The organism is Kutzneria sp. NPDC052558 (assembly GCF_044547355.1).
Classification (GTDB): domain Bacteria; phylum Actinomycetota; class Actinomycetes; order Mycobacteriales; family Pseudonocardiaceae; genus Kutzneria.
Window position 1 is genome coordinate 116,355 of the sequence record NZ_JBIUAG010000029.1, and the last position, 13,694, is coordinate 130,048.

Annotated in this window: 11 protein-coding genes; 5 read left to right on the plus strand and 6 right to left on the minus strand. The window is 68.0% G+C overall.

Going from position 1 to position 13,694, the window contains the following annotated elements; translation table 11 throughout:
* Nucleotides 1-256 precede the first annotated feature (256 nt).
* Together ACIG5F_RS38055 and ACIG5F_RS38060 are read left to right on the plus strand one after the other, a co-directional pair.
* Complete coding sequence (locus tag ACIG5F_RS38055) at nucleotides 257-607, plus strand: hypothetical protein (RefSeq protein WP_396524878.1); 351 nt, start codon at nucleotides 257-259, stop codon at nucleotides 605-607.
* A gap of 226 nt (nucleotides 608-833) precedes the next feature.
* A complete protein-coding gene (locus ACIG5F_RS38060; RefSeq protein ID WP_396524879.1) occupies nucleotides 834-1,241 on the plus strand; it encodes a hypothetical protein in 408 nt (135 codons plus the stop codon).
* 116 nt (nucleotides 1,242-1,357) lie between these two features.
* Here ACIG5F_RS38060 and ACIG5F_RS38065 read toward each other — a convergent pair whose 3' ends face one another.
* The 4 genes from ACIG5F_RS38065 to ACIG5F_RS38080 all read right to left on the minus strand — a co-directional run bounded on the left by ACIG5F_RS38065 (nucleotide 1,358) and on the right by ACIG5F_RS38080 (nucleotide 6,038).
* Entirely contained in the window at nucleotides 1,358-2,092 is a 735-nt protein-coding gene (locus tag ACIG5F_RS38065) for a helix-turn-helix domain-containing protein (protein ID WP_396524880.1), read from the minus strand.
* A gap of 703 nt (nucleotides 2,093-2,795) precedes the next feature.
* Nucleotides 2,796-3,269: a MarR family winged helix-turn-helix transcriptional regulator gene (locus ACIG5F_RS38070; protein ID WP_396524881.1), complete on the minus strand. Its 474-nt coding sequence runs from the start codon at nucleotides 3,267-3,269 to the stop codon at nucleotides 2,796-2,798.
* 333 nt (nucleotides 3,270-3,602) lie between these two features.
* Nucleotides 3,603-4,994, minus strand: coding sequence for a cytochrome P450 (locus ACIG5F_RS38075; RefSeq protein ID WP_396524882.1), 1,392 nt, complete (start codon nucleotides 4,992-4,994; stop codon nucleotides 3,603-3,605).
* 18 nt (nucleotides 4,995-5,012) lie between these two features.
* Nucleotides 5,013-6,038, minus strand: a complete 1,026-nt coding sequence (locus ACIG5F_RS38080) for a hypothetical protein (protein WP_396524883.1) — start codon at nucleotides 6,036-6,038, stop codon at nucleotides 5,013-5,015.
* Between the two features lie 668 nt (nucleotides 6,039-6,706).
* Here ACIG5F_RS38080 and ACIG5F_RS38085 point away from each other — a divergent pair.
* Nucleotides 6,707-9,001 carry an ATP-binding protein gene (locus tag ACIG5F_RS38085; RefSeq protein ID WP_396524892.1) on the plus strand — a complete coding sequence of 765 codons (2,295 nt, stop codon included), beginning with the start codon at nucleotides 6,707-6,709 and terminating at the stop codon, nucleotides 8,999-9,001.
* 39 nt (nucleotides 9,002-9,040) lie between these two features.
* Here the strand turns inward: ACIG5F_RS38085 and ACIG5F_RS38090 are convergent, their stop codons facing one another.
* Both ACIG5F_RS38090 and ACIG5F_RS38095 read right to left on the minus strand, forming a co-directional pair.
* Complete coding sequence (locus ACIG5F_RS38090; RefSeq protein WP_396524884.1) at nucleotides 9,041-10,063, minus strand: family 2 encapsulin nanocompartment cargo protein polyprenyl transferase; 1,023 nt, start codon at nucleotides 10,061-10,063, stop codon at nucleotides 9,041-9,043.
* 4 nt (nucleotides 10,064-10,067) lie between these two features.
* Nucleotides 10,068-11,030: a 4-hydroxy-3-methylbut-2-enyl diphosphate reductase gene (locus tag ACIG5F_RS38095; RefSeq protein WP_396524885.1), complete on the minus strand. Its 963-nt coding sequence runs from the start codon at nucleotides 11,028-11,030 to the stop codon at nucleotides 10,068-10,070.
* Nucleotides 11,031-11,209: 179 nt separating this feature from the next.
* On the opposite strand from ACIG5F_RS38095, the gene ACIG5F_RS38100 reads away from it, so the two are divergent.
* Both ACIG5F_RS38100 and ACIG5F_RS38105 read left to right on the plus strand, forming a co-directional pair.
* Nucleotides 11,210-13,030, plus strand: coding sequence for a 1-deoxy-D-xylulose-5-phosphate synthase (locus ACIG5F_RS38100; RefSeq protein ID WP_396524887.1), 1,821 nt, complete (start codon nucleotides 11,210-11,212; stop codon nucleotides 13,028-13,030).
* Nucleotides 13,031-13,317: 287 nt separating this feature from the next.
* A partial coding sequence (locus ACIG5F_RS38105) for a flavodoxin-dependent (E)-4-hydroxy-3-methylbut-2-enyl-diphosphate synthase (protein ID WP_396524889.1) occupies nucleotides 13,318-13,694 on the plus strand: 377 nt, incomplete at its 3' end.

A 13,694-nucleotide genomic window follows, 5' to 3' on the forward strand; every position in this document is an offset into this window, starting at 1 on the left:
GCTGGCACTCGAGCTAGGAACCGACCTCAACAAACCTGACCAGTTACCGTGCTGGAACTACCGTGATGCGCGGTCCCTTTCGTGTAGGTAGGAAATGTGGACCGTCGCCGTGGTCGCGTCGGCGGAGGTTAAATCTCTTCCTCTCCGTATAAGAGATCCGTTCCGATGGGTTCCATGACGTGGTCGCGGTATTCCAGGTCCTGTCGCTCAGTGACATGGTCGAGATCGGTGAGGCCGCGCACAGTGGGTTGAGGTCGTGGTCAAGGGAGGCGCCGTCCTGGGCGCCGGTCAGGGACAACCTGGCGTTCGTGCCGTCGAGGCACTCGCCGGCCACGTCCAAATGCCGTCCGACATGGTGGATCTGGTCGGTGCTGGCATGGTCGTCGGCAGCGCCGATGCCGCGGGGCGAATTCGCGGATCGCTGGCCCTGCCCAGACAGGCTGCCATTCGCGACCTCATCACTCAGTCATGGATACGATCGCGGCGCACGTCGTGGAGGACACGCCACCAACAGCATGATCAACCCTGGCCATTCAAGATCTGTGACACCTACTTCCGGTCCGGCCTGCTGGTGGTGGTTCGCGACTACATCGGACGCGGGGCCTGAATGTGTTTGCCCGTCGAGGCGGTCTCGCTTGAGACGGTTGTTGCCGGTCGGTCTACGTCATCTGTCCCGGTTATCAGGGACAAGAGGGCAACCGTAGGCCCGGTGTCGTCGGCTGTTCCGTGTGGGGGAACGTCTTTTTGGGCGGCCCGGTTCGGGAGTGTCAGGATTGCGACGGTAATTCGGAATGGCGTCAGCCTTCCGGTTCTCCCCGAAACAGGAGTGTCACATGTCTGCCAAAACGATGATCCGTCGGAATCTCCGCGCGCTGGGTGTCGCCGGCGCGTTGGTCGCCGGGATCGTGGCCGGTGCGGCGCCGGCCTCGGCGTCGACGATTCCCGACGGCCACATCCAGTTCTGCGCGCAGGGCGGCTACGCCGGATACATCGACATCCTTTCGACGCCGATCCCCGGCACCAACGCCACCACACGGTCGCTGACGAGCACGGTCCAGAAGCCGGGCGACTGCTGGTGGACGTCGTTCGACACCATCGGCCAGTGGGTGCAGGTCGACGTGGTCGGCCTGCACACCAACGGCAGCGCGTTCTACATCGACAGCTACTGGTGGAACAGCCGCACCGGTCTGGGCATCGGCGCGGAGGGCGGCGAGAACTCGGCCTGGACTCAGGACTGGTGAGCGCTCCCGCCGGACACTGACATCAGCAGAAAGGCGTTCCCCCACCTGACCGTTGGTCGGGTGGGGGAACGCCCGTGGTGGGGAGAAGAGATGCGGAAGGTTCAGGCGGGGCCGTGTCACCGCACGCGCACGTACTTGGCTGCCTTGTCCGCCACGAACAGCAGTTGCGACAGGACGCGGCGCTGGTCGAAGTCCTTGCTGCGGCCCTTGACCGTCAGCGCGATGTCCGGCGGCTGGTCGTTGCGGTACAGCGGCACAGCCATGCACGTAGTCGTCGCCCCGACACGGACCGAGTAGTGCTGTTGCCGGATCTGGTGCAGGTGCCGACCCAGTTCAGTGGACCGAGCCGACTCGCCCCCCCATTCGTCGAGCAGGCGGCGCGCGGCCTCGGTGTTGTACGCCAGCAGCACACGCCCGGCCGCGGTCGTGGCGGCGCATTCGCGCCCGCTGTCGTCGCTGGGGGTCCATGTCCCGCCGTGTCCGTGCACTCGGTGGGTGAACACGACGGTCGCGCCCTTGAGCACAGCGAGGCTGGCGGTCAGCCCGGTCTTGAGCAGGAGGTCACCGAGGAAGGGCGCGAAGTCCCGCAGGGCCTGGCTGAGGGGGTCGGCGACCGGCATGTCGCTCCGGCGCTGCCAGGTGGTCTCGTAGCGGGTGCCGACGCGGTTGACCATGCCGGACTCGGCCAGGTCGCCGAGCAGCCGGTGCGTGGTCGACTTGGCCAGGCCGGTGCGCCGGCTCAGCTCGCTGAGCCGCACCGCGCCGCCCGCCGTCTCGAGTTCGACCAAGAGGGATATGGCCTTACCGATAGCGCCGGGCAACTGCTGCATATCCAACTGCTGCGTGTCCATTGCGACAGCCTCCACCAGCAAATTCGCCTTCTCGACCTCTCAACTTTGCATCGGTGACTACGGCTTCCGCAATTGATGAGATTACCTACATGCAGGGCCGTTGGGTCTAGGTAGCGCTGGCGCTTCTAGTCGCGGACGACGTCGGATGCCGGCGTTCGACCCCGGCTTGAGGGCCAGCCACAGCTACGGGCAGTGACGTCCGCACTCGTCAGGGTGACACCGGGATTGTTCAGGTGACGCGCGAGATGACGGCCGTGTTCGTCAGGCACCAGGTGTTGTTCTGGCTGGATGTCGCCGCGTCCGTACACTCCGCTAATCCATTAGTGGAGGCAGTGCGGTGGGGTCATCCGATGTGTGGGACTTGGTGTCCGCGACGAGTGACGACCAGCGCGGACGGTTCTTGACACCGCGTGTCGATTCGGCTGATCGTCCAGTCGGCCCCGCGGCGCGGACCGGGACGCGCCGATCGGCGCCGGCTCACCTCGGCCCGGCAAGTCGGACGCGCTCCACTTCGTGCACGACCGTCCTCGCCGGCCGTGGAGCGCGCCGATGATCGGACGTTCGCGTCGCGCCGTGGAGCGCGGGGAGGAGGTTGCCACCGATGGACCGCGCGTGTCGTTGCCGAGTGAGCGTCCGCACCGAGAGGGGTGGGCGGGCCGTGCTCGATGAGCGGCGATTCAGTTTCCGGAATGGCGACGCACCGTTATTTGTTGGCTCGTTTCTCGCGCTTCAATGATGATTCTGGCCGAACGAGTCTGGCGGCGAGAGAGAGCACCGCGGCGAGTTCTGTGTCGGTCGCGACCGACAGTAGATGGTCCCGGACGGCGGCCGCATGAGCTCCCTCTATCGCCCGTATGGCCTGCGCCCCGCGGCTGGTCAGTGAGACCGTCACGGACAGGGAATCGCTGTCCTTGGACCGCTCGACCAACCCCCGCGCCTGCATTCTCGTCAGCTGCCGGGACAGCCGGCTCTTGGACCAGTACATCGCGTCGGCCAGCCGCTGCTGGTTGATCCGGCCGCTGTCCACTTCCTCGATGTGCATCAGCACGCTCTGCTCGGCGTGTGAGAGATCCGTGACGGATTTCAGGTCGGCCGTCACTCGCAAGCGCAGGACATCGGCAACAACGAGTGCGGCACGCCAGGCGCGACGTTCCGCCGGGGTGAGGGGATCGGGCACAGCGCAATCCTACATGCGTGGCCGGCGCTATTGGTCATATGTATGGTTGTTCCGGCGTGCGGAACAAAGTTTTGACACAATGCCTTCTGTGGTGGTCGGCCACGACCGTGAGCCCGTCGGCGCCGGGTGTTTCCCGGGCTAGTGCGAGGGACAATTGCCGGCGGGGCAAGACGCGGACACCGAGATTCGGGCATGGGGATCCGGGCACCGGCGGTCGAACTCACGCCGGTGCCCGGACGATTCGCCTGACCGCCGCCTCGGGGCGTCCGCCCCGAGGGGGCGGGGCGGACGGGACGCGGCGGTCAGGCCGCTACGGTCGGCCATGCGGTGCGGTCACGCGATGGTCGACCGTGGGATCTCCCTTGCGCGCAGCGGAAGATCCTCCCGCTGCTCGACCACCATGGTCAGATTGGTGAAGTGAGTCGTGACGTGATGCCGCTGCACCGGCGTCACCCCCGGCTCGATCGACAGCCGCCAGCGTGACAACACGGTCGCGGCGATCACGTTCAGCTCCGTCCAGGCGAACGACTGGCCGAGGCATCCGCGGTTGCCGATGCTGAACGGGATGTACGAGCCGCGAGGCAGCTCGCGGGCCGGCCGGCGCAGCCAGCGGTCGGGGTCGAACGCGTCCGGATCGGGATAGAACTCCGGATTCCGGTGCAGCGAGGGAATGCTGTAGAGGAACTCGGTGCCGGCGGGCAGCATCGTGTCCCCGAGAGTGACGTCCGTGATGGCACGGCGCATGAACAGGTCGCCCGGCACGTCGAGCCGCAGCACCTCGTTCAGCACCCGGCCGAGGTAGTCGAAGGACGGGATGTCCTCGAAACCGATGGGCCGGCCGGCCAGCACGCCGTCGATCTCGGCCAGCACCTTCTGCTCCGCTGCCGGGTTCTGGGCCAGCCGGCAGAACAGCGATGCCAGCACGCTGCTGGTGGTCTCGGCGGCGGCCAACATCAAGGTGACCAGCTCGTCGCGGACCTGCTCGTCGGTCATGCCTCGGCCGGTGTCCTCGTCGCGCGCGGTCAGCAGCACCGTCAGCAGGTCGCCATGGTCCTCGCCGTCGGCGCGATAGGTCCTGATGATCTCGTCGACGCTGGCCCGCAGGCGCTGCTCGGCCAGGTTCATCCGGCGGATGATCGGCGCGGGCAGCCGGAATACGAAGTCCGGCAGCACTGTGCGGGCCAGCACGCCGTTCAACATGACCGGCAGGCACTCCTTGATCACGTCGAGCGTGTGCGAGCTCAGCGTGGAGGTGAACAGCGTCGAGACCCCGATGCCCAGCGCCAGGTCGTCGACCGCGCGCTGGACGTTGACCACCTGGCCCGGCCGCCAGCTCGCGGTCATCTCCTCCGTGCGTTTGCGCATCACCTCGGCGTAGCGCGCGACCATCTTGCGCTGGAAGGCGGGCTGCATCAGCCGTCGCTGCTCGCGGTGGAAGGTCCCGTTGGAGGTCAGCACGCCGTTGCCGACCACCCGCTGCAACTTGTCGAACAGCCGGCCCTTGTCGTACGACGCGGAGTCCGTGACCAGCATCTGGTACACGAGCTCCGGGCTCGTCACGGCGACGACGGGCAACGGCCCCATGAACATCTTGACGAGTCCGCCGTGCGCGCGCAGGTCCGTCAGGAAGCGGACCGGGTCCTTGCGGAACGCCAGGGCGTGCCCCAGCAGGGGCAGTCGTCCTGGCACGACCGGCACCGCGGTGTGGGTTTTTGTCGTGGACATGGTGTCGCCACCCGGCCGTCAGCGGCCGACGCCGGCGGCGGACGGCGTGCGGGCGGTGTCCAGGGTGTCCCACCACCACGCGACGGAGGAGATGGGCAGCGGCTCCGGGCTGACGTGCTCGGGCCTGGCCGCGAGGTCGTCGGGCAGGTCGGAGCCGGCCTCCGGGTCGCGGTAGCGGATGGTGGTCATGCCCCAGTCGAGGTGGCCGCGGATCCAGGAGGACAAGCCCGCGAGGTAGCGCCGCAGCTCGGGGCTGGCCGTCGCGTGCACCTGGTCGTACAGCCGGAGGTAGAGCGCCATCACCTGTTCCCGCATCCGCACGGCCGAAGCGACGGCGTCCGTGATCGAGCATCCCTCGGCTTCGGCGAGCACGGTGACCAGGTTGTGGTCGGCCCCGCCGCGCATCACCTCCTTGTGGTAAGTGAGCAGGTCGTTGTCCCAGCCGACCAGGGTGCAGACCATCTCGTTGAGCGCCCACACGGCCGGCGTCTCCAGCTCGCTCGCCGGCACCTCGTAACCGTCGGCCACGTCGAGCAGCATCAGGGTCGGCTTGACCGCCCCGCTGTGGATTCGTTGCGCCACATAGGTGTCCAGCGTCGGCACCACGCCCTGGATACGCTGGATCGCGGCGGCGACGTTGGCCATGAAGTAGGCCTGCATGGAGGCGGCCCACCGGGCCACCTGGACCGGCGACGCGACCTCGCTCACCTGGCGCCGCAGGTCGGTCAGCGCGGCCAGGAACGGGTTGGCCGGCGTCGGAGCGTCCGGCGTCTCGACGACCCGGGCCAGGTCAGACAGCTGGAGGATGTGGTCGTCGACGGACTTGCGGCCGACGACCTCGTCGCACTCCAGGTCGTCGTAGGCCCATAGCCAGAACAGCAGGTTGGACGCGGCCTGAAGCGGCTTGCCCCGCGGCGCCCGGGGCATCACGTAGCCGGGCAGGTAGCCGGGGTTCATGGCGGCGTACCGGTCCCAGGCCGACCGGTCGGCGAACATCATGAACCGCGCGATCCAGGAAAGCCCGTCCCGGTTCAGCTCGTCCACGTTCGGGTGCAGGGCCGACGGAATAGGGCAATATAGGGGAGGAATTGAGAGGGTGGGCGTGGTCCCCATGTTTCTCGGCCCTTCCTGTGTTAAGTAGAAGGCCGGCGTTAAGTAGACGGGCGGCCGGCGTTGTGAAGTCGAGGTTGCTGTCATAATCGATAGGGGTCAAAAATCCGTTCCGGAAGACGGAACGGGGGTTGTGTTCGATAGTTCGGCAAAAGTTGCCCGCCGTGCGCGTGGTGGTGCGGCGGTGATGATCATGAGAGAGAGGGTCGGTCATAGAGCACACAGTGGGCGAAGGTTGGGCCGCACCCTGCTTGCGGCGTGAAGGAGTTGGCGCCGGCCGCGCTGTTTGATCTTGGTCGTGGCCCGGGCGGCTCCGCCCCGACTTCATCCATCTGAGTGAATGCGTCGCGAAGTCAACACCGTCGGACGGTCCTGGCCCCGTCGTTATGGCCTAGACTCCGGCCTTGTCGAAGTCAACAAAGGCGGCGGAGCGAGCTCGTCGAGCGTGGTCGTTCAACGGCCGCGACGATGTGCCTCGCGGCACCGCCGGTTGCCATGTCAACCCGGGGAGCTTGTAGGATCGGCGCGTCCTGAAATGGCGGTGTCCCCTCTCGTATGGAGTTCGCGCTTTGCGTAGTCTGCCGGTCGAAGTCACGAGCTTCGTGGGGCGAGAGCACGAGTTGGCTGAGATTGGCCGGCTGCTCTCGGCCGGTCGCCTGCTGACTCTGTTGGGGCCGGGAGGAGTCGGAAAGACCCGGCTGGCGGTGCGGGCCGCCCATGAGGCGGTCGCCGTTTTCGCTGACGGCGTGTGCATGGTGCGGCTCGAGGACTTGACCGATCCTGAGCTGCTGCCGCAGACCGTGGCTGAATGCTTAGAGCTGAACGATTCCATGAAAGACCCGATAAAGCAGGTTGTCGGGTTCCTCAAGAACCGGTCCGTGCTGCTGGTCCTGGACAACTGCGAGCACCTGGTCGACCGCTGCGCGGAGTTCATCGAGGCGCTGCTGCAGGAGACCGCCTCGGTGCGCGTGCTGGCCACCAGCCGGCATGTGCTCGCGGTCAACGGTGAGCAGCTGTTGCCGGTGCCGCCGCTGGCGGTCAAGGGCATCGAGGCGCCGCGCAGCGGCAACTGGGGCGATGCTGTCGCGCTGTTCGAACAGCGGGCCAAGGCCAGCGTCGGCAAGTCCTTCGCCACCGCGCACGAACGCGAGCTCGTGACCAACATCTGCTTCTCGCTGGACGGCATTCCACTGGCCATCGAGCTCGCGGTGCCCTGGCTGCGGGTGATCACCCTGGACGAGATGGCCGACCGCTTGCAGGACCGGTTCCGCCTGCTGGCCAAGGGCAACCGCTCCAGCCCGCAGCGCCACCAGACGCTGGCGGGCGCGGTCGACTGGAGCTACCAGTTGTGCACGCCGGACGAGGCGCGCCTGTGGTCCCGGCTCTCCGTGTTCGCCGGCGGCTTCACCCTGCAAGCGGCCATGGCGGTGTGCGTGGACGACGGCGACGACGTCGACCTGCTGGAGCTGTTCAGCGGGCTCACCGACAAGTCCGTCCTCATCCGCGACAAGGACAAGGGCGCGGCCCGCTACCGGATGCTGGAGACGTTGCGGCAGTACGGCGCCCGCCGGTTGGCCGAGACCGGGGAAGACGTCGAGATCCAGCGCCGGCACAGCGAGTTCTTCGCCGCCATGGCCAGTCGGGCCGGCGCGGCGTGGCTGGGGCCCGACCAGTTGCAGCTGGTCGCCGACATCCAGCAGGAGCACGCGAACATGCGCGGCGCGCTCGAGTTCTGCCTGCGGCGCCCAGCGGACGCTGAGCGGGCGGCACGCCTGGCCATCAGCCTGGAGTTCTACTGGGTCAACTGCGGGTTCTTCGGGGAAGGCGTGCTCTGGCTCGACCGCGTGCTCGCGTTGCCGGATCTGCCGACCGATCTGCGTGTCAACGCGACGTGGATCCGGGTGTACGCCGCGACCGCGCTCGGCGACGCGGACAACGCGGCCGTCATGGCAGCCGAGAACGTGACTCGGGCCCGCGAGCTCGGCGACACGGTGGCCCTGGCCAACGCGCTGCTCGGCCAGGGCGGATCCGCCCTCGTGCAAACGGAATACGACCTCGCTGAGTCGCTCTACGTCGAATGCCTGGACTTGTACGAGCGGGCCGGTGTGGTGAACTGCAACGTGATCCTGGCCTACACCGCGCGGGGCATGGTCGCCGGCTTCTCCGGCCGGCTGGACCGCACCGAGGAGATGGCGCGCAAGGCCATCGCCATCTCAGACAAGCACGGCGAGCAGTGCATCAGGTCCTACGCCCTCTACGCGCTGGCCCTCGCCGAGTGGCAGTTGGGCAAGCACGACGAGGCCCAGTCGCACACGCGCCAGGGCTTGGCGATCAAGGCCAAGTTCGGCGATGTGCTTGGCCAGGCGATGATGGTGGAACTGTGCGCCTGGATCGCCGCGACGATGGGCGATGCGGTGGTGTGCGCGAAGCTGCTCGGCGTGGCTGACCGGCTGTGGCTGCGGGTCGGCGGCGACGCGATGCTCGACTCTCAGACGTGGCAGGTCCCGCACGCCAATGCCGAACGGGTCGCCCGCGCGGCGCTCGGTGCCGACGAGTATGAGGCGGCGTTCGCTGAGGGCGCCGCGCAGGCCATCGATCTGCACCACGCGATCGTCTTCGTGCTCGGCATCAAGGCTGTCCAGCAGTCCGCCGGACAGCCGGCCGGTGAGCAGTCATGCGGCGCCAGGTCGTTCGATGATTCCCTGCTCACCAAGCGGGAGACGCAGATCGCCGAGCTCATCGCGCAGGGCACGACGAACCGGGCCATCGCCGAGGAGCTGAGGATCTCTCGGCGGACGGTCGAGGCTCACGTCCAGCACATCCTCGACAAGCTGGGCTTCGATTCGCGCACCCAGATCGGCGTGTGGGTGGCCGACCGGCGCAACAAGCTCGCCTGAGGGTGATGGCGGCGGGAGCGCCGCCATCACCCGGACCGATCAGTGGTCGCGCTTGGTCAGGTGCAGCGCGATGTCGTGCAGGGTCGCCGTGGTCGTGCGCTCGCACTGGGCTCGCGCCAGGCAGTCCATCGCCTTCTCGATCTCGTCGGTGGCGCGGGTGCTGGCCCATTCCCGCCCACCGGCCTTCTCCACGAGGTCGGCGAGATAGCCCAGATCGTCCGTGTTCGGCGGAGCGGGTGTCAGGTAGAGCTGCCCGAGGGCATGGCCATGCGGGGTCTTGGAGGTCAGCGCGGCCACGACCGGCAGGGACTTCTTGCGGTTGGCCAGGTCGGAGTGGGCGGGTTTGCCGGTCTGGCTCGGCGAGCCCCAGATGCCGAGCAGGTCGTCGACGAGCTGGAAGGCGAGCCCGAGATGCCGGCCGAACGCGCGCATGAGGTGCACAGTGGCCTCGTCCGCGCCACCGGCCAGTGCCCCTAGGGCGCACGACACCTCCAGCAGAGCGCTGGTCTTGCGTTGCGCCATCATCACGCACTCGTCGAGCACGACGTCGGTGCGACGCTCGAAGGCCAGGTCCTGAGCCTGCCCCTGGCACAGCTCGATCACCGCGTCGTTGAGCCACTGCACGGCCGTGCCGCCGGCCGGGGCGAGGGTGTGCGAGGCCTGGGCGAGCAGCGCGTCGCCGGCCAGGATGGCCTCGGAGGTGCCGAAGACGGTCCATGCGGTTGGCTGGTGGCGGCGGGTCCGGTCCCTGTCCATGACGTCGTCGTGCAGCAGCGAGAAGTTGTGGGCGAGTTCCACCGCCACCGCGGCGGGGATCGCGTCGGCGGCGTCGCCGCCGACCGCGCGAGCGGTGAGCAGGGTCAGGGCCGGGCGCAATGCCTTGCCGGGCTTGCCCTGCACGGCCTTGCCGGACGCGTCCCGCCAGCCGAAGTGGTATCCGCAGATGTGGCGCAGCGGCTCGGGAAGGTGGTCGACCGCGGCCCGCAGATGCGGGTCCACGGTGTTGCGGCTCCAGGTGAGCAGGTCGTCGATCGAATGTGGGCTCAGCGCCTGAACGGTCACCGGTCTACACCTCCACTGCTGTTTTACGGGTGAGGGAACGAGGCAGCGCGAAGACCTGGTGCTCACGCGCCGTGACGATCTCTTCGGGCTGGGGCCAACCCCGCTCAGCCAGGTACTCGATCACCTGGGAGACCAGGATCTCCGGCACGGAGGCGCCGCTGGTGAGCCCGATCGTGTCGATGTCGTCGAGCCACGCGGGGTCGATGTCGGCCACGGTGTCGATCAGGTGCGACGACGTCGCGCCCGCCTGGATCGCGACCTCCACGAGGCGCACGGAGTTCGAGGAGTTCCGCGACCCGACCACGAGCACGAGGTCGCACTCCGGCGCGAGCTGCTTGACCGCCACCTGCCGGTTCTGCGTGGCGTAGCAGATGTCGCTGCTGGGCGGGCTTTCCAACTGCTCGAACCGGTCCTGCAACTGCTCGACCCGTTCCATCGTCTCGTCGACGCTGAGCGTGGTCTGCGACAGCCACACCACCTTGTGCGGGTCGTCCACCTCGACGGCGGCCGCGTCCTCGGCGGTGTCGATCACGTGCACGCGGTCGGGCGCCTCGCCCATCGTGCCTTCGACCTCCTCGTGACCCCGGTGGCCGACGAGCAGGATCTGGTATCCGTCGGCGGCGTACCGCGTGACCTCCTGGTGCACCTTCGTGACAAGCGGACAGGTCGCGTCGACCGCGGTCAGCTTGCGCTCGTCGGCCTCGGTCCGAACCGCGGGCGACACGCCATGGGCCGAGAACACGACGGTCGCGCCTTCGGGCACCTCGTCCAGCTCGTCGACGAACACCGCGCCACGCCGGGACAGGTCGTCGACGACGTACTTGTTGTGGACGATCTCCTTGCGCACGTACACCGGCGATCCCTGGGTGGCCAAGGCCTTCTCCACGGTGAGGACCGCTCGGTCTACGCCGGCGCAGAACCCGCGCGGTGCGGCCAGCAGAACCCGTCGCTCTGTTGCCTGCGTCATGGGCCATCTCCTTTGTCAGGCTCAGATCACGTTGGACGCTATGGGGGAACCGGTACGTCCGACCAGAGCACGTTCCGTGTAGCAGGACGTGTCGTGGCCGATCCGCTGAGTGATCCCCACACTTGCGACACCCCGATGGTTTTCCCAGCACAAGAGGTGACGATGTGGACGCTTCCGCAATGACACTGGAGATGGCTCAGCGCAGCACGCTAGGGCCGGCGCTCACGCCGGCGACCCTCCAGGAGCTGTCCAGCTCCCAGGTTCGCGCTCTGGCGAGTGACATCCGCGCGTTTCTCGTCGACAAGGTGTGCGCCAGTGGCGGCCATCTCGGCGTCAACCTGGGGGTCGTCGAGCTGACCTTGGCGCTGCACAGGGTTTTCCGCTCCCCGCGCGACAGGATCCTGTTCGACACCGGGCATCAGTCCTATGTGCACAAGATCGTCACCGGTCGGGCCGACGGGTTCGACACCTTGCGCGCACGGGGTGGCCTGGCCGGTTACCCCAGCCAGGCCGAGTCCGTTCACGATCTGGTTGAGAACTCCCACGCCTCCACCGCTCTGTCCTATGCGGACGGTCTGAGCAAGGCCGACGAGGTGCTGGGGGTGCGGGGCCGCCGCGTCGTGGCGGTGATCGGCGACGGCGCGTTCACCGGCGGCATGTGCTGGGAGGCGATGAACAACATCGGCGCCGCCAAGCGCCCGGTCATCGTGGTGCTCAACGACAACGAGCGGGCCTACGCGCCGGCCAGCGGGGCCTTCGCCGACCACCTCAAGGCCATCCGGCGGTCGCCGATGCGGACGAACATCTTCAAGCAGCTGGGGTTCACCTATCTCGGCCCGGTGGACGGGCACAACACCAGCATGCTGGAGGCCGCGTTCAGCCAGGCGTCGGCGATCGACGGGCCGGTGGTGGTGCACTGCCTGACCAGCAAGGGCAAGGGCTACGAACCGGCCGAGTCGGACGAGGCGGACCGTTTCCACGCGGTCGGCGTGGTCGACCCGGCGACCGGCCGACCGCGCAAGGCCGGCGGCCGCACCTGGACGGACGTCTTCTCGACCACGATCGCCGACATCGGCGCCGAGCGCCCCGACGTCGTCTGCCTCACCGCGTCGATGCTGTTGCCAACGGGCCTTGGCCCCTTCACGCAACGGTTCCCGGACCGCGTCTTCGATGTCGGCATTGCCGAGCAGCACATGGTCACCTCGGCGGCGGGCCTCGCGCTCGGCGGCTGCCACCCGGTCGTCGCGGTGTACGCGACGTTCCTCAACCGGGCGTTCGACCAGGTGCTGATGGACGTCGCGCTGCACCGGCTGCCGGTGACGTTCGTGCTCGACCGCGCCGGCATCACCGGGCCGGACGGTCCGAGCCACCACGGGATGTGGGACCTGGGTCTGCTCGCAGCCGTGCCAGGGCTGCGAGTGGCGGCTCCGCGGTCGGCTCAGCAGCTCGACGAGCTGCTGCGTGAGGCGGTGAACGTGACCAGTGGCCCGACGGTGGTGCGTTTTCCCAAGGCTGCCGCAGGCGAGCACGTCGAGGCCGTGCGGCGGGTCGGATCCTACGACGTCCTGTACGAGGGCTCAGCCGATGACGCCCTCATCGTGTCGATGGGCCCGCTGAGCCGCGCGTGCGTCGATGCGGCGGAACAGCTTGCCGCCGAGGGGATCGGCGTCCAGGTGGTCGATCCGCGGTGGGTCATCCCGGCTGACCGGCTGTTGGTGGAGCTGGCTCGCGAGCACCGCGTGGTGATCACGGTGGAGGATGGCGGGCGAGCGGGCGGGGCCGGCAGCGCCTTCGCTCAGGCCGCGACCGATGCGGGTGTGACGACGCCGATCCACAACCTCGGCATGCCGCGCCGCTTCGTCCAGCACGCGAGCCGGCAGCAGATCCTTGACGAGCACGGCTACACCGCGGGCGGCATCGCCACCGCGATTCGCCAGGCCCTGACGGGTGGCGGCCCGTACCGCCAGGAACCGGACAAGGCCCCGGTCTCGTTGGTCTGAAACAGTGTCGAGGGGCGTCGCGGCATCCTGCGGCGCCCCTTGTGGTATTCAGCCGGCCGGCGCGTTCACCTCACTGTCGGGTGATCCTCTCACGTTGTCCAGCCACGTGGAACGCCGCTTAGGAAGTCCGGCGAGCCGGCGCTAGCGTCCTTTGCGGACAGAGCCGGCCGGCCGATTCCCGGTTCGTGTTCCGGCTTGCGGTGTCGCATCGAGTGGGCGTCGAGGGCCTGGGGTGTGTCGAGTCCGTCGCCTGGTGCGTCCGCATCGCCTTACCTGAGGAGATGACCATGTCTGTATCGCTTGGTATGCCCACCGCCGCACCTCCGGTGCTGAGCGAGCGGCGTAAGACCCGCCAGCTCAAGGTCGGGTCGGTCGGGGTCGGCAGTGACTTTCCCGTTGCCGTGCAGTCGATGACCACGACCCTGACCTCTGACGTGAACTCCACCCTCCAGCAGATCGCGGAGCTGACCGCGGCCGGCTGCGACATCGTGCGGGTGGCCTGCCCGTCGCAGGACGACGCGGACGCGTTGCCGGCGATCGCCCGCAAGTCGGGGATCCCGGTGATCGCCGACATCCACTTCCAGCCCAAGTACGTGTTCGCCGCCATCGAGGCCGGCTGCGCCGCGGTGCGGGTGAACCCGGGCAACATCAAGAAGTTCGACGA